Source organism: Antarctobacter sp., assembly GCF_048262615.1.
Taxonomy (GTDB): Bacteria; Pseudomonadota; Alphaproteobacteria; order Rhodobacterales; family Rhodobacteraceae; genus Antarctobacter.
In genome coordinates, this window is sequence record NZ_JBLXFB010000002.1 from 173,276 (window position 1) to 194,210 (window position 20,935).

Annotated in this window: 18 protein-coding genes; 9 read left to right on the forward strand and 9 right to left on the reverse strand. The window is 65.1% G+C overall.

Annotated elements, in window-relative coordinates; genetic code table 11:
- Positions 1-89: 89 nt before the first annotated feature.
- Positions 90-1,334, reverse strand: a complete 1,245-nt coding sequence (locus ACN0S5_RS02865; RefSeq protein ID WP_417205776.1) for a hypothetical protein — start codon at positions 1,332-1,334, stop codon at positions 90-92.
- A 506-nt stretch (positions 1,335-1,840) separates the two neighbouring features.
- Here ACN0S5_RS02865 and ACN0S5_RS02870 point away from each other — a divergent pair.
- On the forward strand, positions 1,841-3,451 hold the full coding sequence (locus ACN0S5_RS02870; RefSeq protein WP_417205778.1) for a 2-isopropylmalate synthase: 1,611 nt from the start codon (positions 1,841-1,843) through the stop codon (positions 3,449-3,451).
- Between the two features lie 36 nt (positions 3,452-3,487).
- Here the strand turns inward: ACN0S5_RS02870 and ACN0S5_RS02875 are convergent, their stop codons facing one another.
- Positions 3,488-4,000 carry an alkylphosphonate utilization protein gene (locus tag ACN0S5_RS02875; protein WP_417205780.1) on the reverse strand — a complete coding sequence of 171 codons (513 nt, stop codon included), beginning with the start codon at positions 3,998-4,000 and terminating at the stop codon, positions 3,488-3,490.
- 73 nt (positions 4,001-4,073) lie between these two features.
- A complete protein-coding gene (ggt, locus tag ACN0S5_RS02880; RefSeq protein ID WP_417205782.1) occupies positions 4,074-5,858 on the reverse strand; it encodes a gamma-glutamyltransferase in 1,785 nt (594 codons plus the stop codon).
- Positions 5,859-6,068: 210 nt separating this feature from the next.
- Here ggt and ACN0S5_RS02885 point away from each other — a divergent pair, with 210 nt between their 5' ends.
- On the forward strand, positions 6,069-6,581 hold the full coding sequence (locus tag ACN0S5_RS02885) for a hypothetical protein (RefSeq protein WP_417205784.1): 513 nt from the start codon (positions 6,069-6,071) through the stop codon (positions 6,579-6,581).
- Here the strand turns inward: ACN0S5_RS02885 and ACN0S5_RS02890 are convergent.
- Positions 6,523-7,509: a 2-hydroxyacid dehydrogenase gene (locus ACN0S5_RS02890; protein ID WP_417205786.1), complete on the reverse strand. Its 987-nt coding sequence runs from the start codon at positions 7,507-7,509 to the stop codon at positions 6,523-6,525. The two genes, ACN0S5_RS02885 and ACN0S5_RS02890, sit on opposite strands and share 59 nt — an antisense overlap.
- 133 nt (positions 7,510-7,642) lie before the next feature.
- On the opposite strand from ACN0S5_RS02890, the gene ACN0S5_RS02895 reads away from it, so the two are divergent.
- Entirely contained in the window at positions 7,643-8,113 is a 471-nt protein-coding gene (locus ACN0S5_RS02895) for an SH3 domain-containing protein (RefSeq protein ID WP_417206061.1), read from the forward strand.
- A gap of 217 nt (positions 8,114-8,330) precedes the next feature.
- Here ACN0S5_RS02895 and ACN0S5_RS02900 read toward each other — a convergent pair whose 3' ends face one another.
- Positions 8,331-9,410, reverse strand: a complete 1,080-nt coding sequence (locus ACN0S5_RS02900) for a Hint domain-containing protein (RefSeq protein ID WP_417205788.1) — start codon at positions 9,408-9,410, stop codon at positions 8,331-8,333.
- Positions 9,411-9,717: 307 nt separating this feature from the next.
- Positions 9,718-11,037, reverse strand: coding sequence for a UDP-glucose dehydrogenase family protein (locus tag ACN0S5_RS02905; RefSeq protein ID WP_417205789.1), 1,320 nt, complete (start codon positions 11,035-11,037; stop codon positions 9,718-9,720).
- Positions 11,038-11,196: 159 nt separating this feature from the next.
- Between ACN0S5_RS02905 and ACN0S5_RS02910 the strand changes: the two genes are divergently transcribed.
- Genes ACN0S5_RS02910 through kdsA form a run of 3 tightly spaced genes read left to right on the forward strand, consistent with a single transcriptional unit; the run spans position 11,197 to position 13,750 of the window.
- The gene (locus ACN0S5_RS02910) at positions 11,197-12,147 is read left to right on the forward strand and encodes a KpsF/GutQ family sugar-phosphate isomerase (RefSeq protein ID WP_417205790.1); all 951 of its coding nucleotides are present in this window, start codon (positions 11,197-11,199) and stop codon (positions 12,145-12,147) included.
- Positions 12,144-12,932, forward strand: a complete 789-nt coding sequence (locus ACN0S5_RS02915; protein WP_417205792.1) for a 3-deoxy-manno-octulosonate cytidylyltransferase — start codon at positions 12,144-12,146, stop codon at positions 12,930-12,932. Before ACN0S5_RS02910 ends, ACN0S5_RS02915 begins: the two co-directional genes overlap by 4 nt.
- Positions 12,929-13,750 carry a 3-deoxy-8-phosphooctulonate synthase gene (gene kdsA, locus ACN0S5_RS02920; protein WP_417205794.1) on the forward strand — a complete coding sequence of 274 codons (822 nt, stop codon included), beginning with the start codon at positions 12,929-12,931 and terminating at the stop codon, positions 13,748-13,750. The genes ACN0S5_RS02915 and kdsA overlap by 4 nt, the downstream gene beginning before the upstream one ends.
- An 86-nt stretch (positions 13,751-13,836) precedes the next feature.
- Here the strand turns inward: kdsA and ACN0S5_RS02925 are convergent, their stop codons facing one another.
- Positions 13,837-15,237, reverse strand: a complete 1,401-nt coding sequence (locus ACN0S5_RS02925) for a phosphomannomutase (protein WP_417205796.1) — start codon at positions 15,235-15,237, stop codon at positions 13,837-13,839.
- Positions 15,238-15,360: 123 nt separating this feature from the next.
- Here ACN0S5_RS02925 and ACN0S5_RS02930 point away from each other — a divergent pair, with 123 nt between their 5' ends.
- Positions 15,361-15,939, forward strand: a complete 579-nt coding sequence (locus ACN0S5_RS02930; protein WP_417205798.1) for a rhodanese-like domain-containing protein — start codon at positions 15,361-15,363, stop codon at positions 15,937-15,939.
- Positions 15,940-15,999: 60 nt separating this feature from the next.
- Here ACN0S5_RS02930 and ACN0S5_RS02935 read toward each other — a convergent pair whose 3' ends face one another.
- Both ACN0S5_RS02935 and ACN0S5_RS02940 read right to left on the reverse strand, forming a co-directional pair.
- The gene (locus ACN0S5_RS02935) at positions 16,000-16,941 is read right to left on the reverse strand and encodes a quinoprotein relay system zinc metallohydrolase 1 (protein WP_417205800.1); all 942 of its coding nucleotides are present in this window, start codon (positions 16,939-16,941) and stop codon (positions 16,000-16,002) included.
- Positions 16,941-17,726 carry a quinoprotein dehydrogenase-associated SoxYZ-like carrier gene (locus tag ACN0S5_RS02940; protein ID WP_417205802.1) on the reverse strand — a complete coding sequence of 262 codons (786 nt, stop codon included), beginning with the start codon at positions 17,724-17,726 and terminating at the stop codon, positions 16,941-16,943. The genes ACN0S5_RS02935 and ACN0S5_RS02940 overlap by 1 nt, the downstream gene beginning before the upstream one ends.
- A gap of 185 nt (positions 17,727-17,911) precedes the next feature.
- Here ACN0S5_RS02940 and ACN0S5_RS02945 point away from each other — a divergent pair, with 185 nt between their 5' ends.
- Both ACN0S5_RS02945 and ACN0S5_RS02950 read left to right on the forward strand, forming a co-directional pair.
- Complete coding sequence (locus ACN0S5_RS02945) at positions 17,912-19,996, forward strand: 4Fe-4S binding protein (RefSeq protein WP_417205804.1); 2,085 nt, start codon at positions 17,912-17,914, stop codon at positions 19,994-19,996.
- Positions 19,993-20,880, forward strand: coding sequence for an FAD:protein FMN transferase (locus ACN0S5_RS02950; protein WP_417205806.1), 888 nt, complete (start codon positions 19,993-19,995; stop codon positions 20,878-20,880). The genes ACN0S5_RS02945 and ACN0S5_RS02950 overlap by 4 nt, the downstream gene beginning before the upstream one ends.
- Positions 20,881-20,935: the final 55 nt, after the last annotated feature.

The window sequence follows — 20,935 nt, forward strand, 5'->3', positions numbered from 1 at the left end:
CCCCGATTTTTTATGCCTCGGGGTCAGTATGCCCGATGTTCCCGGCAGAGCAAATGGGGCGCAGCGCGCCCCATTCCGGAACAACGGACCTATTGGTCTGAGGCGTCCTCATAGGTGCAGTAGGTGCACAGTTCATCCGCGCAATAGCCCGGAATGCAGGCTGGTCCCTTGTAGCCCGACGGGGCATCGCCGACGCAGAGGTATTCCGCCGTAAAGGTGGCGCCATCGCAGGTGCCGGCTTCCAGACAGCTTGTCCCGGTTCCGGTTGAAAACTGCCACAGCGCGCGGGTGGTATAGATGCCGCTGGGGTCACAGGTGGCGGTATAGTTCTGCGTCACCGATTTCGACAATGCGCTGGTATAGGCAAAGGACCCCGCATAGCCCACCGCAACCGAGGCCGACGCCTTGATCCCGGTCCCAAGGATGGTCAGACCCGCCTCCATCGACTCGGTGACGGTGACGCTCCATTGCTGGGTTGTGGTCCAGCTGTTGGTGCGCTCTGTCCCGACCGAAATCTGGTGGCTGATCGGACAGTTGAGACCGTCACAAGAGATCACCTTTTGCCAGCGGCCCACGGTGTTGACCGAAACCGGGGTTTGCGCCTGATAGTAACACCGCTTGTTGCTGTGGATGGGATCGACACCGAAAAAGGTGTTGTCGCAGGGGTATGTGTTGCCCGTGTGGTGAATAAAGCGGATGTCGTACCGTTTGTCCGCGCCGTAGCGTGCCATGACAACGTCGCCGACATTCATCTGGCAGTCCCGGCCCTCGGTCGCGCATTCGACAATGTCGCCGTCGTTCAGGGTATAGGCCCCGCCCATCTGACAGGTCTTGTCCGTACCCTTGGCCGGGTCAAAGCCGAAATAACTGTTGGTGCAGGCCAGCTTTTGCCGGTCGGACCCTTCGATCAGGGTGTAGATCCACTTGCCATCGGCACCGTAGCGGACCCAGCGGAATTCGCCGTTGGGGTTGGTGAAATCCTTGCCTTCATCCGCAACCTTGGAAAAGGATTCCGCTTCGGGCACGCCGAACAGGTTTTCAAGGATAAAGGCACACTCCTTGTCCGTCCCTTTCGATGGGTCGCCCCAGAAGTTCTTGCACGGCACCTTCTCGACGCCTTTGGTCACGAAAAAGGTGAAATCCTCGCTGATGCCATAGCGCACGATCACAAGGTCATTGGTGCCCGGAGCACAGTCCTTTCCTTCTTTTGCGCAATTCACCCATTGCTCGGCTTCGACGGCGGCATATTGCGTGACCCGGTCGCCATAGACCGGCTGCGCCAGCACCGGCGAGGCCGCGCACAGGGCTGTAATCAAGACAAGAATACGTTTCATGGTCGTCAGGGCCTCCTGCCCATTAGAATCAACTCTAGCGTGTTTTATGGTAGTAAGATTCTCATTTTTGGTAATGCTTGATTTCTACTTTAAAGATATTTTTATATCTCTCGAATCGCCCCAAAGGTGCGCAACCCGGTCTTGGTCATTTCGTGCAAAAGGTGGGTTTTCATTTGGAAAACGCGGCGTATAGTGACGCCCATGATCGTTGACCTCCATAACACCCGTTTGACCCGCCTTCCGGCGGCGGTCGCGTATGGTGCCGATCTACTGCTAACTCGCCTCTGAGCGTGGCCCCCTCGGCGCGCGTGCTCAGAGGAGATGTGTGACGCGCCGGACCCTGCCCCACGCACCCGAGTTGGATACCTTCGATGACAGACACACTGGCCCCCGCACTGGCCGTCATTCGGTCCGCTTACGGCGGGCCATCCATCCGTGACCGCAGGTTGACCCACCCCCATTTTCAGGACGCCCAGGCGTCCCGCCCGCATAGCTGAGGAAAGACCATGAGCACCGACAAGGACGTTTCGCCAGAGGCGAACAGCAACATCTCGCCAGAGGCGAACAAGGATAAAGTCGTCATCTTCGACACCACCCTTCGCGACGGCGAACAGTCGCCCGGCGCAACCATGACCCATGCCGAAAAGATCGAGATTGCCGAGCTGCTCGACGATATGGGCGTCGATATCATCGAGGCCGGTTTCCCTATTGCCTCCGAGGGCGATTTCCGCGCCGTTTCCGAGATCGCGGAACGGTCGAAGGACGCGGTGATCTGCGGACTTGCCCGCGCGCAATTGCCCGACATCGACCGCTGCTGGGAAGCCGTGAAAAAGGCAGCGCAGCCGCGCATTCACACCTTTATCGGCACCTCGCCGCTGCACCGCGCCATTCCGAACCTTTCCATGGACGAAATGGCCGAGCGTATCGAACAGACCGTCACGCACGCGCGCAACCTGTGTGACAACGTGCAGTGGTCACCGATGGACGCCACCCGGACCGAATGGGACTACCTCTGCCGCGTGGTGGAAATCGCCATCAAGGCGGGCGCCACCACCATCAACATTCCCGATACCGTGGGCTACACCGCGCCGGTCGAAAGCGCCGACCTGATCCGCCGGTTGATTGAAACGGTGCCCGGCGCCGATGAGGTGGTCTTTGCCACCCATTGCCACAATGACCTTGGCATGGCGACGGCGAACGCGCTGGCCGCTGTCGCAGGTGGTGCCCGCCAGATCGAATGCACCATCAACGGCCTTGGCGAGCGCGCCGGCAACACCGCGCTTGAAGAGGTGGTGATGGCGTTGAAGGTGCGCGGCGATATCATGCCCTGGTACACCGGCATCGACACCAAGAAGATCATGCATATCTCGCGCCGCGTCTCCACCGTGTCGGGCTTTCCGGTGCAGTTCAACAAGGCCATCGTGGGCAAGAACGCCTTTGCGCACGAAAGCGGCATCCACCAGGACGGCATGCTCAAGAACGCCGAGACGTTCGAGATCATGCGCCCCGAGGATGTGGGCATCGCGGGCACGTCCTTGCCGCTTGGCAAACACTCGGGCCGCGCGGCCTTGCGGGCCAAGCTCAAGGACCTTGGCGTTGAGGTCGGGGACAACCAGCTCAAGGATATCTTTGTCCGGTTCAAGGATCTCGCCGACCGCAAGAAAGAGGTGTTCGACGACGATATCCTTGCCCTTGTGACCGCCACCACCGACGGCCCCGAGGCATTGCAACTGGTCAATCTCCGCGTCGTTTGCGGCACCGGCGGCCCCGCCGAGGCGCAGATCGAGATGGAGATCGAAGGCAAGGACCTGTCGGCCACCTGTGAGGGCGACGGCCCGGTCGATGCCTCGTTCAAGGCGGTGCGCGAACTGTTCCCGAACAAGGCCCGCCTGCAATTGTATCAGGTCCACGCCGTGACCGAAGGCACCGACGCGCAGGCGACGGTCTCCGTACGGCTGGAAGAGGACGGCATGATCGCCACCGGGCAATCGGCGGATACCGACACGGTCGTTGCCTCTGTGCTTGCCTATATTCAGGCGCTCAACCGGCTGATCGTGCGCCGCAACCGCGTCGGCCCCGGCGCGGACGCGCGTGAGATCAGCTACAAGGACGTGTGATGTCGTGGCCGTCGGGGTGCGCCCCCGGCGGCCTACTCAGCTTTTCTTGACGAACTTCGTCAGGATCACGATGCGCTGCCCCTCAACCCGGCCAGAGATGTGTTCGGCATTGTCCGCCTCAAGGCTGATCTTGCGCACGGCGGTGCCCTGCTTGGCGGTAAAGCCCGCGCCCTTGACCGGCAGCGCCTTGATCAGGGTTACGGTGTCGCCGTTCTGCAAAACCGTTCCGTTGCTGTCCCGATGGACGATTTCATCGCCCGTGGGCAGGCCCGCCTGCGCCCATTCCAGAACCTCCGGTTCCAGATAGGCGATCTCCAGCAGGTCATTCGCCCAGACCGCGTTCAGCCGCTTTAGCAACCGCCACGCTAGAACCTGCGCGGCGGGCTCCGGGCTCCAGATCGCGTCGTTCAGGCATTGCCAGTGCGGGTTGTCCTGCGGGCCCTCAGCGACACCCCCGGCGCAGGTCGCGCACAGCGCGACCTCGATATCCTTGGGCGCGACCGCCAGTGGCGCGGCGTCCTCCGCCTTGCACAAAGCGCATTGGGTCATGGCCGGGTCTCCTTGTTGTCCCGCGCCTTGCAGACAGCGCGAGACCCGCGCTGTCCATGCGTCGAAACGCGCCTTAATCGCCCAGCGCGATGCCCTCACGCCGGGGATCGGCCCCGCCTTGCAGTCCCTCCGGTCCGACAGCAATCGCGTGCAGCCCCGAGGTCAGATCCCGCACGCTGACCTCAAACCCCAGCGCCTCCAACGGGCCTTTCAGGGCCGCCAGATCGGTGCCCTCTTCCAGATCGAAGGTGCCAAACCGGTTCAGCCCGTGCGGCATGGCCACGGCCTGCTGCACATCCATACCCCAGTCGAGATGGGCCACAATCGCCTGCGCGACATAGCCAATGATCCGCGACCCTCCCGGGGAGCCGATCACCAGCACCGGAGCACCGTCCCTGCGGACAATGGTGGGAGCCATCGACGACCGGGGACGTTTGCCCGGCGCCACCGCATTGGCAATCGGCACGCCGTCCGCATGTGAGCGGAAAGAGAAATCCGTCAGTTCGTTGTTCAGCAGAAAGCCGTTGGTCATGAGACGAGAACCAAATCCGTTCTCGATGGTCGTCGTCATCGAGAGCGCGTTGCCATATTGGTCCACGATCGAGATATGCGAGGTCGACGGCAGTTCGATGCTTTCGTCATCGGCCCAGAGCATCGCGTGATCCCACGCGGGCATCCCCGGCGCCACCTCTGGCAAGGCATCGTCACCCGCCAGCAGTTTGGCGCGCTCAGCCAGATAGGCCGGATCGACCAGACCGCGCGTCGGCATCGGGACAAAATCGCTGTCGGCCATATAGCGGCCCCGGTCCGCAAAGGCGAGCCGCGAGGCATCGCCGATCCTCCGCCATGTGTCGGCATCGCCCGGATCGCCCGGTGCGGAGGCATCCAGCATCCCAAGGATCTGCCCCACGGTCAGCGCGCCCGACGATGGCGGCCCCATGCCACAGACCTCATGGCCCCGGAACGGCGCGCACACCGCCGGGCGTTCCTTGACCTCATAGGCCGCCAGATCGCGCAGGGTCATGACGCCGGGATTCGCTGTAAACCCCTGCACCGTGTTGACGATATCCTGCGCAATGGGGCCTGCGTAGATCGCCGCCGCGCCATCCGCCGCCATCGCCCGCATCACCTCCGCATAGGCGGGGTTGGTCAGCATCGTCCCTTCGGCTATGGGCGCGCCGCCGGGGTAGAAATACGCCTTGGTCGGGCCGTGACGGCCCAGCCGGTCGGCATCGCCTGCCACCAATCCGGCAAGACGCGGCGACACGGCAAAACCGCCTTCGGCAAGCCGCGTGGCGGGATCGAACAGATCCGCCCAGTCGGCCTTGCCCCACTTGTCATGCGCGGCCTGCAACAGCGCGGGCGTGCCCGGCACCCCGACAGAGCGACCGCCCACCACCGCATCCCAGAACTTCAGCGGATTGCCCTCGGCGTCCTGAAACAGACGCGGCGTCGCGGCCAGCGGCGCGGTTTCGCGCCCGTCCAGCGTGGTGATCTCTCCGGTCGCCCCATCGTGCCAGACAAGGAACGCCCCGCCGCCCATGCCGGAACTTTGCGGCTCGACCAATCCCAGCACGGTCTGCACGGCGATCAACGCATCTGCCGCCGACCCGCCAGAGCGCAGCACCTCGGCCCCGGCCTGAACCGCGTGGGGATTGGCGGCGGCCACGATCCAGTTTTCGCCCATCACCGGCTGGCCCGCGCCCTTGCTGGCCAATGCATCGCCAACCTGCGCAGAAATCGCGGCGAATCCACGGTCTGAAACCGCCTGTTCCGGATCAACGGCATCGGCGGCCTGCTGGGCAACACCCGCAGACCCCAACAGCCCCGCGACGGCAAATGACATGAGAAAACGCATGGTACGAACCCCTCCCTTAAAGCACGAGTATATGCCCAGTCTTACATCTCAGCCGCGAATCTCAAGGGCAGGTTTCCGACCGGCGCGGCCAGACACAAAATAGTCACCAGAAAATCTCCACGCATTGCGCTTTCCGGACTATACTGCGGTGCAGCAAACCCCGGCAAAAGCCAGGATTTGCTGCATTTGATAAATGATTAGAGTGTACCGGTGCCCCTTGACCTGACGTTCTTTCCACAATGGAAATTCGTGCATGTCGACTACGTTGGCCAGGCAACGGTCGGCGATATCGTGCGCGGCTATTCCGACATGATGGCCCACCCGGAGGCGGGCCAACTCCGCTTTGCGATCAATGACATGCGCGGGCTGGAAGGTCTGAACGTGTTCTACGATGGCATGATGCACATGGCCACCACCGTGTCCTCGGACGCGGCGCAGCGACCCGAGCCATTGGCGTTGGCAATTGTCGCCCATCAACGCAACATGATGCCTATCCTGACCGATTATTGCGCGCGGGTGGCGCGCGCCGGGACCGCCCGCTGCGGGCTGTTTTCGGACATCCCGGCGGCGGTGGACTGGCTTGGTCTCTCGCACGCCGTGCTGGACCTGCGCCGGCCCGGAGGGCGGCGCATTGCCGACCCGCTGTCGTCGCAGTCTTCCACGCTCAAAGCATTGCGGGAACCACCTGATCCGGCGGACGGTGGCCATCGTCAAAGGTCTTGATATTGATGATGACCTTTTCGCCCATCTCGACCCGGCCCTCCTGCGTGGCCGACCCCATGTGCGGCAGCATCACCACGTTGGGCATGTTGCGCAGTTCAGGATTGCCGGCCAACCCGTGTTCGTAGACATCCAGACCGGCACCGGCCAGTTGCCCCGCTTTCAGCATCCGCGTCAGGGCGTTTTCGTCGATCACCTCGCCGCGTGAGGTGTTCACGATCACCGCGCTGGGTTTCATCAGTTGCAGGCGACGGGCGTTGAGCAGGTGATAGGTGCTGGGCGTCGAGGGACAGTTGACGCTGATCACGTCCATCCGCGCGACCATCTGGTCAAGGCTTTCCCAGTAGGTGGCCTGCAACGCCTCTTCGATCTCGGGGCGCAGGCGGTGGCGATTGTGGTAATGCACCTGCATTCCAAAGGCAGCGGCGCGGCGCGCCACGGCCTGACCGATGCGACCCATGCCGAGAATACCCAGACGGCGGCCGCCCAGACGTCCTCCCAGCAAAGCGGTGGGGGCCCAGCCTTGCCAGCTGCCCTCCTGCATGACCTTCAGGCCCTCCTGAATGCGGCGGGTCACCCCCAGCATCAGCGCCATGACCATGTCGGCGGTGTCTTCGGTCACGACACCCGGCGTGTTGGACACCAAAATCCCGCGCGACCGCGCCGTGGCGACATCAATGTGGTCGAACCCCGCGCCGAAATTTGCGATCAGTTTGAGCTTGTCACCGGCCTGCCCGATCAGACCGGCGTCGATCCGGTCGGTGACCGTGGAGACAAGGACATCCGCCTCCTGCATGGCGTCCACAAGCTCACCCCGCGTCATCGGGCGGTCATCTTCGCGCAGTTTGGCGTCGAACAACTCTGTTAGCCGCGTCTCGACGACTTCGGGCAAGCGTCGCGTCACGACAACACTCAGACGTTTTGATGGCATACAGCCTCTCCCAAACTTCCCCACCGGGGTCCTCGGGCGGTAGACTGCGTCAGGAAAGGACGGGGCACAAGAACCCCGCCGGAAAAACTGAGCAGGATCAGAGACCATGTTCAAGAAAGCGATCGCCCTGGCGATGGCGTTTACCCTGTGCGCCGTGCCTTTGGCCGCGGCACAGGACAAGGGCCCCGTGACAAAGCTGCCGTTGCCGCGCTTCGTCTCGTTGAAGGCGTCCGAGGGCAACGTGCGGCGCGGGCCGTCGCTGACGCATCGGATCGACTGGGTCTACAAGCGGCGGTCGATGCCGCTGGAGATCACCGCCGAACATGGCCACTGGCGGCGCGTGCGGGACCGCGACGGGGCTGGCGGATGGGTGCATTACTCGCTGCTGTCGGGCTCAAGGACGGTCATCGTCGAGCAGGACATGCTGAGCCTGTATCAGCGGCAGGACCCGGACAGCCCGGTGGTGGCGCGGCTGGAACTGGGGGTGATCGCGCGGCTGGGCGATTGCGGCCCGGACTGGTGCAAGCTGACGGCGGCGGGCTACAAGGGATGGGCCGACAAGACCGCCCTTTGGGGGGTCAAGCCGGACGAAATCCGCGAGTGATTTGTGGCTGTCCACGCGTGGACAGCAAGCCGCCCCAATAAAATCAATGGCTTACAGAGACGTTTTTAGGACTTGTTAAGGTTTGGCGTTTTGGGGTTTGCGTGACGTTCGGCGCAAACTGGTGTTCCGGGCAGGTCTGGGACAGCGGCGGTGTTTGCGGCGTGGGTTGCATGAGGTCCCGGGTCAGGCCCGGGACGGCGACGGTCTGGAGTGTGGGCTACGCGGCCTCGTGCAGGAGGATCGCCGCCTCTGACGACGACAGGTTGCGCCGCGCGTAGGCACCGTAGGATTGCGGGTTGCCGGCCACGCCGGGCAGGGTCTGCAACAGGCGGGTGCGGTCGTCACTGTCCATCGAGGACAGCGCCGCATTGGCGGGATGAAAGCTTTCGGTTTCGACGCCATCGGCAAAGAGCACCTCATGCCGGGGCAGCAGGAGGTGGACATAGGTCACTTCCTTTATGTCCATGTCCTGCACGATGCCCTGCCCGTCCACCAGATCGCGCGCCGCCACCAGCACCTCTGGCGTGTTGAACAGCGCCCGCGCCGGGGCACCGCGCACCACCATGCGGTGTTCCGGCGACACAAGGATATCGCAATTCGGCTGGCCCAGCCCCAGCGCCCCGGCGCGCAGCCGGATCGGGCGCAGCGAGGGCATGGCAAAGAGCCGCGCGCCCGACATGCGCCTGCTGCCGATCCAGCACACCGGCTGTGCGCCGCTGTCCTTGGTCTGCACCAGATCGCCCTCACGCAGCAACCCGACCGGCACCTGCCCGTCCGGGGTGAGGATACGGGTGCGCGGTGTAAAGCAAATGACCGCGCCACCGGGATCGGCGGGCGCCTCAAGCGGCTCTACCGACCGGGCGTGATGGACCACCCAGAGGTCGATCCCGGACGGCGGCACCTCATCGAGGAACATCAGCAAAGGCGGCACATGCTGCCCGACAGGGATCAGGGTCACGGTGTAGCCCTTGCGCCCATCGGTCACGACAAAACAGGAATCGCCATGCGGCGTGCCGCTGTCGTCCAAAGCGGAGGAAGCGGGCCGTCCGCGGGTTTCATACTCCAGCGCCGCGCCCACCAGACGCCGCACCATACGCGCCGCGCGCGGACGGATGTTTGCATCGCCACTCTCATTGCCCAGTTGCAGGACCGACGCGGGACCATCTACCCGCACCGGCTCTCCGGTCCAGGACCACGCGGCCCCGACCTTCAGTGCCGGAAGAGGCGCGTCCTGCGCCCCGTCGATTTCCGTCTGTGCCCACGAGATGACGAACGTGCCACGATAGCCCGTTGCCATACCTGTTTGCCTGCCTCAGTCGTTTTTTTATTAACAATCAGGGTACAGGGCGAAAACCATTTCTCAAAGCGGAACTGGGCAAGGGCGGGGGGCTTCCGCAGGGGAAGAGCGCGCTTATGTGGCCGGAACGCAACGATTTCTTATCCCAATGGGTAGGCAGCCGGTCGGTTGGCGGGCCGGTTGGCAGGCTGCTGACCAATTGCGCCGCGTGATTGCCCGGCCCCCCGGACAGCCCAAGCGCCCCCCGTCAGACGCAAAACGCCGCCCCGGAAGGCGGCGTTGGATTGACTGCGGAGCGTGGCGCGCCTTAACCCGACAGACCCACGCGGCCAATGCTTTCGTAGGCGGTAAAGCCCGCCGCCGCCGCGTCCGAGGCGGCGTAGATGTTGCGCAGGTCGGCCAGTTTCGCCTGCGCCATGGACCCGGCGAGGCGCGACAGGTCCAGCGCGCGGAATTCGTTCCATTCGGTCAGGATCACCAGCAGGTCTGCGCCCTCGGCGGCGGTGTAGGGGTCGTCTTCCCACGCGACGCCGGGCAGCAGGTGTTCGCCCTCGCGGCGGCCCTGCGGATCGACAACGCGGACCGAGGCCCCGCCGCCCACCAGCGCGGGCACGATGGTCAGCGACGGCGCGTCGCGCATGTCATCGGTGTTGGGTTTGAAGGTCACGCCCAGCACGGCGATGGTCTTGCCGTTAAAGCCGCCGTCGCAGAGATCGGCCAGCTTGTCGATCATGCGGCGTTTGACGTCCTCATTGACCTTGATGACCGTCTCGACAATCGAGACGGGGGCCGCGTGTTCCTGTCCGATACGGGCCAGCGCCTTGGTATCTTTCGGGAAACACGACCCGCCGTAACCGGGACCGGCGTGCAGGAATTTATTGCCGATGCGGCCGTCCATCCCCATCCCCTTGGAGACGGATTTCACATCCGCGCCGACCTTTTCGCACAGGGCGGCGATTTCATTGATAAAGGTGATCTTGGTCGCCAGAAACGCGTTGGCGGCGTATTTGATCATCTCGGCGGATTCCAGATCGGTGGTGACAATCGGGAAATCGCGCAGGTACAGCGGGCGGTAGATGTCGGACATGACCTGTGCGGCGCGGTCGGATTCGACGCCGACAACCACGCGGTCCGGTTTCATGAAATCGTCGATTGCCGCGCCTTCGCGCAGGAATTCGGGGTTTGAGGCGACATCGAAATCAAGGCCGGGATTGGCGGCGGAGATCACTGCCTTGACCTTGCGGTTGGTGCCGACGGGGACGGTCGATTTGGTCACGACGACAACGTAATCCCTGGCCGCCCTGGCGATTTCCTCGGCCGCGGCCATCACATAGGTCAGGTCGGCGTGGCCGTCACCGCGCCGGGTGGGTGTGCCGACGGCGATGAACACCGCCTCTGCGCCGTCGATGGCGGATGCCAGATCCAGCGTAAAGGACAGGCGGCCCGCCTCGACGTTCTTGTGCATCAGGACATCAAGGCCGGGCTCGTAGATCGGCACCTCGCCGCGTTCCAGCATCTCGATCTTGCGCGGGTCTTTGTCGACGCAGACAACTTCGTGCCCGAAATCCGAAAAACAAACTCCGGAGACAAGGCCGACATAGCCCGTTCCGATCATGGCAATTTTCATGGTGGCGATCCCTCGACCGGTCTATATGGCGGTGTCATGGGGCGGCGCGGGGGCAAATGTCAACGCGGGCGCGCGCATCGCGGCGGAGTGTTGCGCGATTGGACAAGCCCCGGCAGAGCCGTTAAAGCACGCAGGCCAGTGAAAGCCGAGCAGACACCCATGACAGACAGCCCTTCCGAGGTCGCGCGCGCCGTCCTTGCCACCGAAAGCGCCGCATTGGCGCGGCTGGGCGACGAACTGCCCGCCAGCTTTGACGATGTGGTGGCGCGGCTGTTGCGGGTGCAGGGCCGGGTGATCGTGTCCGGCATGGGCAAATCCGGCCACGTCGCCAACAAGATCGCCGCCACCTTTGCGTCGACCGGCACACCCGCGCAGGGGGTGCATCCGGGCGAGGCGAGCCACGGCGATCTGGGTATGATCACGCCGGCGGATGCGGTGATCCTGATCTCGAACTCGGGCGAGACGCGGGAACTGGCGGACATGATCGCCCATTGCGCGCGGTTCTCGATCCCGCTGGTGGCGATGACCAAGGGCGCGGACAGCACCTTGGCGCGCGCTGCCGATTTTGTGCTGCTGATGCCCGACGCGCCGGAGGCCTGCGCCATCGGCATGGCGCCGACGACCTCGACGACGATGGCGATGGCGCTGGGCGACGCGCTGGCGGTGGCGATGATGCAGCATCGCGGCTTTGACCGGACCAGTTTCGCCGCCTTCCACCCCGGCGGGACGCTGGGCGCGCAACTGTTGCGGGTGTCCGCCGTGATGCACCGGGGTGAGGAACTGCCGCTGGTGCAGGCGGAGACGCCGATGTCCGAATGCCTGCTGGTGATGAGCCAGAAGGGGTTCGGTGTCGCCGCGCTGGTCGAGGATGAGAGGCTGATCGGCATCATCACCGACGGCGACCTGCGCCGGAACATGGAGGGGCTGATGGACCGCCGTGCGGGGCAGGTGGCCACGCGCGGACCGTTGGTCACCGCCCCCGACACCCTGTTGATCGAGGCTTTGGGCATCATGAACACGACGAAACGCACGGTCCTGCTGGTGACCGACGGCGACCGGCTGGTCGGGCTGCTGCACATCCACGACGCGCTGCGGGCAGGTGTGGCATGAGCGCGGTCATCTTCATCCCCGCGCGCTATGCCTCGACCCGGTATCCGGGCAAGCCGCTGGTTGAACTCAAGGGTGCCACGGGTGAGGCCAAATCGCTGATCCAGCGCAGTTGGGACGCGGCGAAGGCGGTCAGGGGGGCGGATGCGGTCTATGTGCTGACCGACGATGCGCGCATCGCCGAGGCGGCGCGCGGCTTTGGCGCGGATGTGCTGATGACGTCGGAGAACGCGCGCAACGGCACCGAACGCTGTGCCGAGGGTGTAGCGCAACTGGCCACCGCCCCCGACTGTGTGGTGAACCTGCAAGGCGACGCGCCGCTGACGCCCGCGTGGTTCGTCGAGGCTCTGATTGAACGGATGGCCGACCCGGCGGTGCGGATGGCCACGCCGATCCTGCGGTGCGATACCGAGACGCTGACCAATTTTGTGACAGACCGCCAGAATGGCCGCGTTGGCGGCACCACCGCCGTGGCCCGCGCCGATGGCACCGCGCTGTATTTCTCCAAGGAAGTGCTGCCCTTCGTCGGCTCGCTGGAGACCCCGCCCGAGGTCTGGCACCATGTGGGTGTCTATGCCTATCGCCCCGCGGCGCTGGAGGCCTATATGTCATGGCCCGAAGGGCCGCTGGAAAAGGCCGAGGGGCTGGAACAGCTGCGGTTCCTCGAAAACGGCGTGCCGGTGACCTGTGTTCCGGTCGAGGGCAAGGGCCGGGTATTCTGGGAACTCAACAACCCCGTAGACGTGGCGCGCATCGAAGGCGTGCTGGCAAAGGAAGGCATCGCATGACGGACGTTTCAATCGGGGACTATACCGTCTCCAACGCCGCCCCTTTCACCCTGATCGCCGGTCCCTGCCAGATCGAGAGCATGGATCACGCGCGGATGCTGGCCGAACGGATCGCCGCGGCGGCAGAGGCCGCAGGCGTGAACTGGATCTTCAAGGCCAGCTACGACAAGGCCAACCGCTCATCCCTGTCGGGCAAGCGCGGCATCGGCATGGAAGAGGGTCTGCGCGTCCTGTCCACCATCCGGGCGGAATTCGGCGTGCCGGTGCTGACCGATGTGCACGCGCCCGACCAATGCGCCACGGTCGCGTCGGCGGTGGACGTGCTGCAAATCCCGGCCTTTCTGTCGCGCCAGACCGATCTGCTGCTGGCGGCGGGTGAGACCGGGGCCGCCATCAACGTCAAGAAGGGGCAGTTTCTGGCCCCTTGGGACATGGTGAACGTGGTGGACAAGATCGCCTCGACCGGGAACAAAAAGATCATGCTCTGTGAGCGCGGCACATCGTTTGGCTACAATATGCTGGTGTCGGACATGCGGTCGCTGCCGATCATGGCAGAGACCGGCTATCCGGTGGTGTTTGATGCGACCCATTCGGTGCAACTGCCCGGCGGTCAGGGGACATCGACGGGCGGGCAGCGGCAGTTTGTCGAACCGCTGGCCCGTGCGGCGCTGGCGGTGGGCTGTGCCGCTGTGTTTATCGAAACGCATGAGGACCCAGACAACGCGCCCAGCGACGGGCCGAACATGGTGCCGGTCGATGATCTGGCCCGTCTGCTGACGGGTTTGGCGGCGGTGGATGCGCTGACGAAGGCGGGCTGATCGCGGCGACGCCCGGTTGATTGGGGTATTTTGACAGAGAAGAAGCCGCAGGGAGTCGCCCCGGCGGCTTTTTCAGTTTTTGCGGCTCAGGCGCTGAGTGTTGCGCCCAGTTTGCCTAGGTAGGTGTCCACCAGCGCGGCGGCGGTGTCCCGCGATCCGGCCTCTGCGTAGCAGCGGAATTCCGGCGCGTTGCCCGAGGGGCGCAGGTGGACCACGTCGCCGTTTTCGAAGGTGACGCGCAGCCCGTCGGTTGTGTCCAGCGCGGATTCCGGGCCGGTGGCGGCGAAAAAGGCCGCGCGGGCGGCGGCATCCTCGGTCAGGTTGGCGATGAACGCCTTGGAGGTTTCCGTGGCGATGCCCTGAATGCGGTCGGCGGCGGTAAAGCGCGGCGGCAGCGCGTCCAGCAGCGCCGACAGCGGTTGCCCGGCGGCGCGGGCGGCGGCCAGCGGCGCGAGGATCGGCAGCAGGCAATCACGGGTCATCAGCGGGGCGAGTTTTCCAGTGGGTGCCTGGGCGGTGAAGCCGAGCAGGAAGCCGCCGTTCGCCTCATAGCCCACGACACGGGCGGCGGGGTCGGCCTGCAACGCCTCCTCCATCGCGGCAATCACAAAAGGGGAGCCGATTTTGGTGCGGGTGATCTGCGCAAAGTCAAAGGCGCCCTCGACGTCGATCATGGTGTTGGAGGAGACCGGCGTGCAGATCACCTGCGCCCCCAGTGAGGCGGCGGTGACAGCGCCGAGAACGTCGCCCGGCACGACGCGCTGCGCGTCGTCTACCAGCATCGGGCGGTCGGCGTCGCCGTCGGTGGAGATCAGCACCTGCAGGTCGTGTTCGGCGAACCATCCGGCGAAGAGTTTCTTGGTGTCCGGGTCGAGCGCCTCTGTATCCACCGGGATGAAGGTGTCAGAGCGGGCGATGGCGATGGCGGTGCCGCCCAACGCCTGCACCACGTCCATCATGATGTCGCGCGCGACGGAACTGTGCTGGTAGACGCCGACGCGCAGCCCTTGCAGGGCCTGCGCGCCGTAGGCGTCCGTGTAGCGGGCGACATAGGCGGCGCGGGCGTCGGCCTGTGTCAGGCTGCCTTGTGCGGCGTCGGGGGCGGTTTGGCCAAGCGCGCCGTTGATGCGTGTCTCATCCTCTTTGGAAATCTCGCCGGTGGGGACATAGAATTTCAGCCCGTTGCGGTCAGCGGGGATGTGGCTGCCGGTGACCATGACCGCCGCCGCGCCCGCGTTCAGCGAGGACAGCGCCAGCGCGGGTGTCGGGACCGCGCCGCAATCCACCGCTTTGAGACCCGCCGCGCGGATGGCGTCGATCACCCAGCCCGCGATCTGCGGCGACGAGGGGCGCAGGTCGCGGCCCACATGCACCGCGCCGCCATGGGGGCAGGCATTGAGAAAGGCGGTCACGTAGTCGTGAACCAATGCCTCTGTCAGGTCCACAACCAGACCGCGCAGGCCGCTGGTGCCGAATTTGGGGGCCATGTTTCTAATCCCTGTCTCTGAATGCCTTGAACGCCCCGGCGGGCGCGCGGTTCTTTTCCCGTCTCTGGTCACGGAAGGCAAGAGCGGGTTCCGTCGCGCCGGGGGACGGCCTATTCTTTGGCGATGAAACGCGCATTTGCCATGGTTGTTCTGTGTCTGGCCACCTCGGTCGGGGCTGCGCCCTATGCCGAACATCAGGCGCGGCGGCCGGATCTGTTCGATCCGGCGACGGGCTATCGGATCGGGCGGCAGCGCGCGCCGACGCCGGAGGATATTCCCGCGCCAGCGGTTCTGGTGTCGCCGGAGGAGGCGCGCGCCTTGCTGGCGGCGGGGGCCGTGGCGCTGGATGTGTTCGGCGCGCAGCAGTCGCGGTTCGATGAGTTGGATGGCACATGGCTGGTGTCGCAGCGGCGGCTGAGCCTGCCGGGCGCGACCTGGCTGCCGGAGGTGGGGCGCGGGCAGTTGAGCGCGGTCATGCAACGCTATCTGGCAGAGGGGCTGGTGCAGGTGACGGGCGGCGACAGGGCGCAGCCTTTGGTTGTGTACTGCGTCGCCGATTGCTGGATGAGCTGGAACGCCGCGCAGCGGATCAGTGCGATGGGGTATACGCGCGTTTACTGGTTCCGGCTGGGCACCGATGGCTGGCTGGACATCGGCGGGGTGTTGGAGCCGGTCGACCCCGTGCCGGTCAACGTGGATTAAAGCGAGTCGCGTTCAATTGGCTTCATTCGAGGGGCTGACTGCCGTCAAACGCGACACGCTCTAGTTGCCGCGCGGCAGTTCCTCACGCTCAACCCCCGGAAAGAGATGGGCGACAGAGCGTTGGTATTCCTGCGGCTGCGCGCCCATGGTGGCGAACCGGTCGGGCAGCGGGGTTTCCATCAGTTCGACCATGTCCAGACCCGATTGCGCGCCGTTCCGCAGGGTGGCCTCTAGCCAGTGCAGGTAGTCGCGGGTCTGGGTGAGCGCGGCCCCGGTGGGGTCGGCGGGGCCGTGGCCGGGGAGGATAAGCGCGGGTTTTTGGGCCTCCAGCGCCTCCAGTGACGCGGTCCAGCGCGGCAGGTCGGCGCTGGGCGTGGTCGGCGCGCGGTCGTGGAACACCAGATCGCCCGCGATCAGCGTGCCGGTTCGGCGGTCGAGCAGGGCAAGGTCCGCCTCCGTATGGCCACCCAGCGGCAGGGCAAGGAAATCGCGCCCGTCCAGACGCAGGTCGCCACCCGCGATCACATCTGACGGCGGCACCACCTCTGTGCCGCGCATCCAGTCGCCCAGCAGGCGGTACATATTGTCGGCAAAGCCGTCGCCGTCGCGCAGCGCCGCCTGCCGCGTCTCGCCCAGCGCAAGGATCGGGGTGTCCGCAAAGACCTGATTGCCAAAGAAGTGATCCGGGTGGTGATGCGTGTTCACCACCGCAGAAATCCCGCGAATGTCGAGGTTGCGGGCGAGTGTCACCAGCGCCTCGCCATAGCGGCGCGACGATCCGGTATCGATCAGGATCAGCCCGCTGTCACCCTTGATCAGGGTGATGTTCACAATCGCGCCGCCGTTCTGCATCGAGAAATAGTCGGTCGCGCCCTCGACCATCCAGATGCCATCGGCGAGCGGCTTGGTGGTAAGGTCATAGGACAGGCGGGCTTGCGCAAAGGCGCGTGGGGCCAATGGCAGAGTGGTCAGTGCGCCCAGAACCGCGCGACGGGTCAGCATCAGTTCAGGTCGCCTTCGCTCAGGACACCGCGGATGCGGTTGCCGTTGTTGTCCCGCCCCACCACCTTGACCGAGGCGGGCAGCGCGCCCTTGGCAAAGTAAAAGGTAAAGGCCGGGTCCTCATTCACCGGTTCGGCCAGTTCCAGCCGCGCCAGTTGGGTGCCGTCGTCGCGCTGCAACGACAGATCCTCGATAATGAAAACCGGGATGCCATCCGCCAGCCCCGTGTCCATCGGGTGATCCACGATCAGGCGGGCGCGCCCCGCAGCGGACCAGAGCCGCCCATGAACCTCACCCAGCTTTTCCTCCCAGTCGTCGGAGGCGTAGGCGTGGGAGGGCGCGGTGCAGCCGCCCCCCGCCGCGTCGATATAGATCGAGCCCACATGCCATGTGCCGGACCGCGTCTCGACGCTGGCGCGGATGGCGGTGGCCTGATCAATCTTGAACCGCAGCGCCAGCTTCGGCTCTGCCTGATCGGGGTAATAGGTCAGGATATGCGGGATCGGGCCGTAATCGGCGCTGATCACGATACGCTTGACGTCGGGAATGGCGGTGGCGTCGACCAGCAGGGGGACATTCAAGCTATCCTCGGCGGAGGCGGGCGCGCGCAGCACCACGCGGTCGTCAAAGCGGATGTCGGCGGGGTCGCCCAACAGGCCCTTCTGGTGATAATCCCACATGCCCGACTGCATCGGATCGCTCAGCGGGGTTTGCGGGTCGTCCAGCGCCAGCGCCGCACTGGCGGCCAGTGCCGAGAGCGCAAAAATCGTTGAGCGAAGAAACATGGCGGACCCTCCCCGTCTTGCCAGTTTGCCGGTCAGGCTACCACGCGGGCCGCGTGGTTTCACCGCGCCTATGGTCGTAGACGCGCAGGACACCCCCGGCGGCATCGGACCCGCGCGCCGGGGTTTCGCCAATGGGACCATGGTCGTAATTGGGTGGCTGGCGGGCGGGCCATAGGCTTTGCCACATGCGATGTGTCCTTGTCCTGCTGGCGGCTTGCCTGATCCATTTTGCGGGCCTTGTGCGGGCCGAAACGCTGAGCCGCGACGCCTTGGCCGCGCGGGTCATACCGCCGTTCATTCTGGGCGCGCCGGTGAACGACAAAGGCGTCTGGACGCTGGAGAATGCGGGCGGGATCACCGCGGGCTATGTCTTTGAAACCGAACCGCTGGCCCCCCTGCCCGGCTTTTCCGGCGCGCCAATAAACGTGCTGGTGATGCTGGACCTTGAGGGGCGGTTCATGGATGTCCAACTGGTCAGCCATAACGAGCCGATCTTTGTCTCGGGCCTTGGTCAGGCGGCGTTTGAGGCGTTCTTTACCCAGTATCGGGGCCATTCCATCGCCGCGCCGATGGTGGTGGGCACGCCCTATGGCGACAGCGGCGGCACCGGCGCGCTGGTCTATCTTGACGGTGTGACCAAGGCGACCGCCAGCGTGCGGATCGCGCATGAATCGATTTTGGCCGCGACCTTGCAGGTGGCGCGGGAAAAGATGCGCGGCGTGTCGGTACAGCCGCCCGCCTATCCCGATCCATCGGTGGATGAGGTGCTGACATGGGACGATCTGGTGGCGCAGGGGTTGGCGACGCGGCATCTGGTGCGCAATGCCCAGATCGAGGCAGAGTTTGCCGGGACGCTGTGGGAGGATGACGACCCGGCGGCCAAGGAGGATCCGCAGGGGGCCTATCTGGATCTGTGGATCGTGGACCTTGGCCCGCCGTCGATTGCGCGGGCGGTTCTGGACGAGGCGTCCTTTGCCGAGGTGCAGGAGTTTCTGACGATCTCGACCTTTGATGAGCCGATCCTGCTGATCGAAGCGGGGCGGCACGGGCTGATCACAGAGGATTTCGTGCGCAACACCTCGCCCGATCTGCTGACCGCCGAACAATTTGGCCTGCCGGTTGCGCTGCGCGATAGTGACCTGCTGTTTTCCTTGCGCGACGACCTGCCAGAGGCGGTGCGGGACGGGGTTTCGATGATCCTGCGCACCGACCGGCGGTTGGGGTTTGACCCGACAGAACCCTGGACGCTGCATGTGGAGGCGGTGCGCAAGCACGGCTCTTTCATGCCGCAGGTGGGCAGCGTTGCTCTGTCTTCGACACAGGCCACTGACGCCCGGTTTTTTGCCCGCGCCGAGGCACCGCGCACCCTGCCGCCGTGGCGGGCAGCGCTGCGCGAACGGCAAACGGATCTGATTGTGCTGGGCCTTGGTCTGGCGGTGTTGTTGCCGGGGCTTTTGGTGTGGCAGTCGTCGTTGGCCGGGCTGCGATATTTTACGCCTGTGAGGTTGGCGGTGCTGGCGATCATGACCGGCTTCGTCGGCTGGTGGGGACAGGGGCAATTGTCCATCGTGACGGTGATCGGGGTGATCCGTGCCGCTTGGGAAGGGGGCAGTTATGCCTTTCTGCTCTATGATCCGTTTTCGCTACTGGTCTGGGGCGCGGCGATCCTTGGCTTTGTCCTGTGGGGGCGGGCGCTGTTCTGCGGCTGGCTATGTCCCTTTGGTGCCATGCAAGAGTTTGCGCATCATCTGGGGCGGTTGCTGCGCCTGCCGCAGATCGAGGTATCGGCGCGGTGGGATGCGCGTCTGAAGCTGGTGAAATACGGCGTGTTGGCGGGGCTGGTGGCGTTGGTCTTTGTGGCACCCGGCGCGCTGGACAAGGCGGCAGAGGTGGAGCCGTTCAAGACCGCCGTGACCACGTTTTTTGTCCGTGAATGGTATTATGTCGCCTATGCGGTGGGGTTGCTGCTGTTGTCTGCGGTGCTGTTCAAAGGGTTCTGTCGCTACATCTGCCCACTGGGGGCGCTGATGGCGCTGGGCGGGTTGCTGCGCGGGCGGGACTGGATCGCGCGGCGGGCCGAGTGCGGCAGCCCCTGCCAGCTTTGCTCTGTGCGCTGCAAGTATCAGGCGATCCCCAAATCGGGCCCGAAGGTGGGCAAGATCGACTATGGCGAATGCTTTGGCTGCCTTGATTGCGTGACGATCCACGACGACCCGGCGCAATGCGTGCCGCTGGTTTTGCAGGCGCGTGACAGGCGGCGGGCGGCATGAACAGGCGGCGGTTCCTGACGGTGTGCGCGGCCTTGGCGATGCCCTCTGCGGTCTCCGCCCGGACCGCAGAGCAGCAATGGACCGGCCGCGCGCTGGGCGCGCAGGCGCGGATCACCCTGCGCGGACCAGAGGCGGCGGTGGCGCAAACCTTGGCCGACTGCGTGGCGCTGATACGCGGGATCGAACAGGAGATGAGCCTGTTCGATCCGGCCTCGGCGCTGGTGCGGCTGAACCGCGAGGGGGTGCTGCGCGACCCGCCTGACCGCTTGGTTCGACTGCTGGGCACGGTGGGGCGGATACATCGGCTGACCGGCGGGCGGTTCGATCCGACGGTGCAGCCGCTGTGGCGCGCCCTGGCGCTGGGCGGCGACATCGACGCGGCGCGGCGGGCCATCGGCTGGGACCACGTCAGGGTAAACGCCGGGCACATTACGCTGGCGCAGGGGCAGGCACTGACATTGAACGGAATTGCGCAGGGGTTTGCGACGGATCTTGTGGCCGACCTGTTGAAGGCGCGCGGATTCGAGACCGCGCTGGTGGCGGTTGGCGAGATGCGGGCGCTGGGCGGACCGTGGCGCGTGGGTGTGTCGGACCCGGCGCAGGGCGTGATCGGCACGGTGGCCCTTACCGGGGGCGCGGTGGCCACCTCCAGCCCCTCGGCGCTGATGCTGGGAGACGGGGGCCATATCCTGAACCCTTTGGCGTCCGGGCGGCCTTTGTGGACAACTGTCAGCGTGCAGGCGGACACCGCGACGTTGGCGGACGGGCTGTCTACGGCGCTGGTGTTTGGGCAGACCGATGAGATTCGGCGCATCCGGGCCGCGATGCCCGGCGTCCGGGGTGTCACGCTGGTCGATGCAGAGGGCAACCTGAGATCGGTCTAGCGGGCGTCGTGGGCAAGCATGACGCCAATTTCCCCGAACGGAAAAGACCCCCGGC

Excerpts from the sequence above, each read along its gene's own strand:
- ACN0S5_RS02915 (WP_417205792.1), top strand. The coding sequence starts at position 12,144 with ATGAGCGCGGTCATCTTCATCCCCGCGCGCTATGCCTCGACCCGGTAT.
- ACN0S5_RS02935 (WP_417205800.1), bottom strand. The coding sequence starts at position 16,941 with ATGCTGACCCGTCGCGCGGTTCTGGGCGCACTGACCACTCTGCCATTG.
- ACN0S5_RS02925 (WP_417205796.1), bottom strand. The coding sequence starts at position 15,237 with ATGGCCCCCAAATTCGGCACCAGCGGCCTGCGCGGTCTGGTTGTGGAC.
- ACN0S5_RS02900 (WP_417205788.1), bottom strand. The coding sequence starts at position 9,410 with ATGGCAACGGGCTATCGTGGCACGTTCGTCATCTCGTGGGCACAGACG.
- ACN0S5_RS02910 (WP_417205790.1), top strand. The coding sequence starts at position 11,197 with ATGACAGACAGCCCTTCCGAGGTCGCGCGCGCCGTCCTTGCCACCGAA.
- ACN0S5_RS02950 (WP_417205806.1), top strand. The coding sequence starts at position 19,993 with ATGAACAGGCGGCGGTTCCTGACGGTGTGCGCGGCCTTGGCGATGCCC.
- kdsA (WP_417205794.1), top strand. The coding sequence starts at position 12,929 with ATGACGGACGTTTCAATCGGGGACTATACCGTCTCCAACGCCGCCCCT.
- ACN0S5_RS02895 (WP_417206061.1), top strand. The coding sequence starts at position 7,643 with ATGGCGTTTACCCTGTGCGCCGTGCCTTTGGCCGCGGCACAGGACAAG.
- ACN0S5_RS02945 (WP_417205804.1), top strand. The coding sequence starts at position 17,912 with ATGCGATGTGTCCTTGTCCTGCTGGCGGCTTGCCTGATCCATTTTGCG.
- ACN0S5_RS02890 (WP_417205786.1), bottom strand. The coding sequence starts at position 7,509 with ATGCCATCAAAACGTCTGAGTGTTGTCGTGACGCGACGCTTGCCCGAA.
- ACN0S5_RS02865 (WP_417205776.1), bottom strand. The coding sequence starts at position 1,334 with ATGAAACGTATTCTTGTCTTGATTACAGCCCTGTGCGCGGCCTCGCCG.
- ACN0S5_RS02940 (WP_417205802.1), bottom strand. The coding sequence starts at position 17,726 with ATGTTTCTTCGCTCAACGATTTTTGCGCTCTCGGCACTGGCCGCCAGT.
- ACN0S5_RS02870 (WP_417205778.1), top strand. The coding sequence starts at position 1,841 with ATGAGCACCGACAAGGACGTTTCGCCAGAGGCGAACAGCAACATCTCG.
- ACN0S5_RS02905 (WP_417205789.1), bottom strand. The coding sequence starts at position 11,037 with ATGAAAATTGCCATGATCGGAACGGGCTATGTCGGCCTTGTCTCCGGA.
- ACN0S5_RS02875 (WP_417205780.1), bottom strand. The coding sequence starts at position 4,000 with ATGACCCAATGCGCTTTGTGCAAGGCGGAGGACGCCGCGCCACTGGCG.
- ggt (WP_417205782.1), bottom strand. The coding sequence starts at position 5,858 with ATGCGTTTTCTCATGTCATTTGCCGTCGCGGGGCTGTTGGGGTCTGCG.
- ACN0S5_RS02930 (WP_417205798.1), top strand. The coding sequence starts at position 15,361 with ATGAAACGCGCATTTGCCATGGTTGTTCTGTGTCTGGCCACCTCGGTC.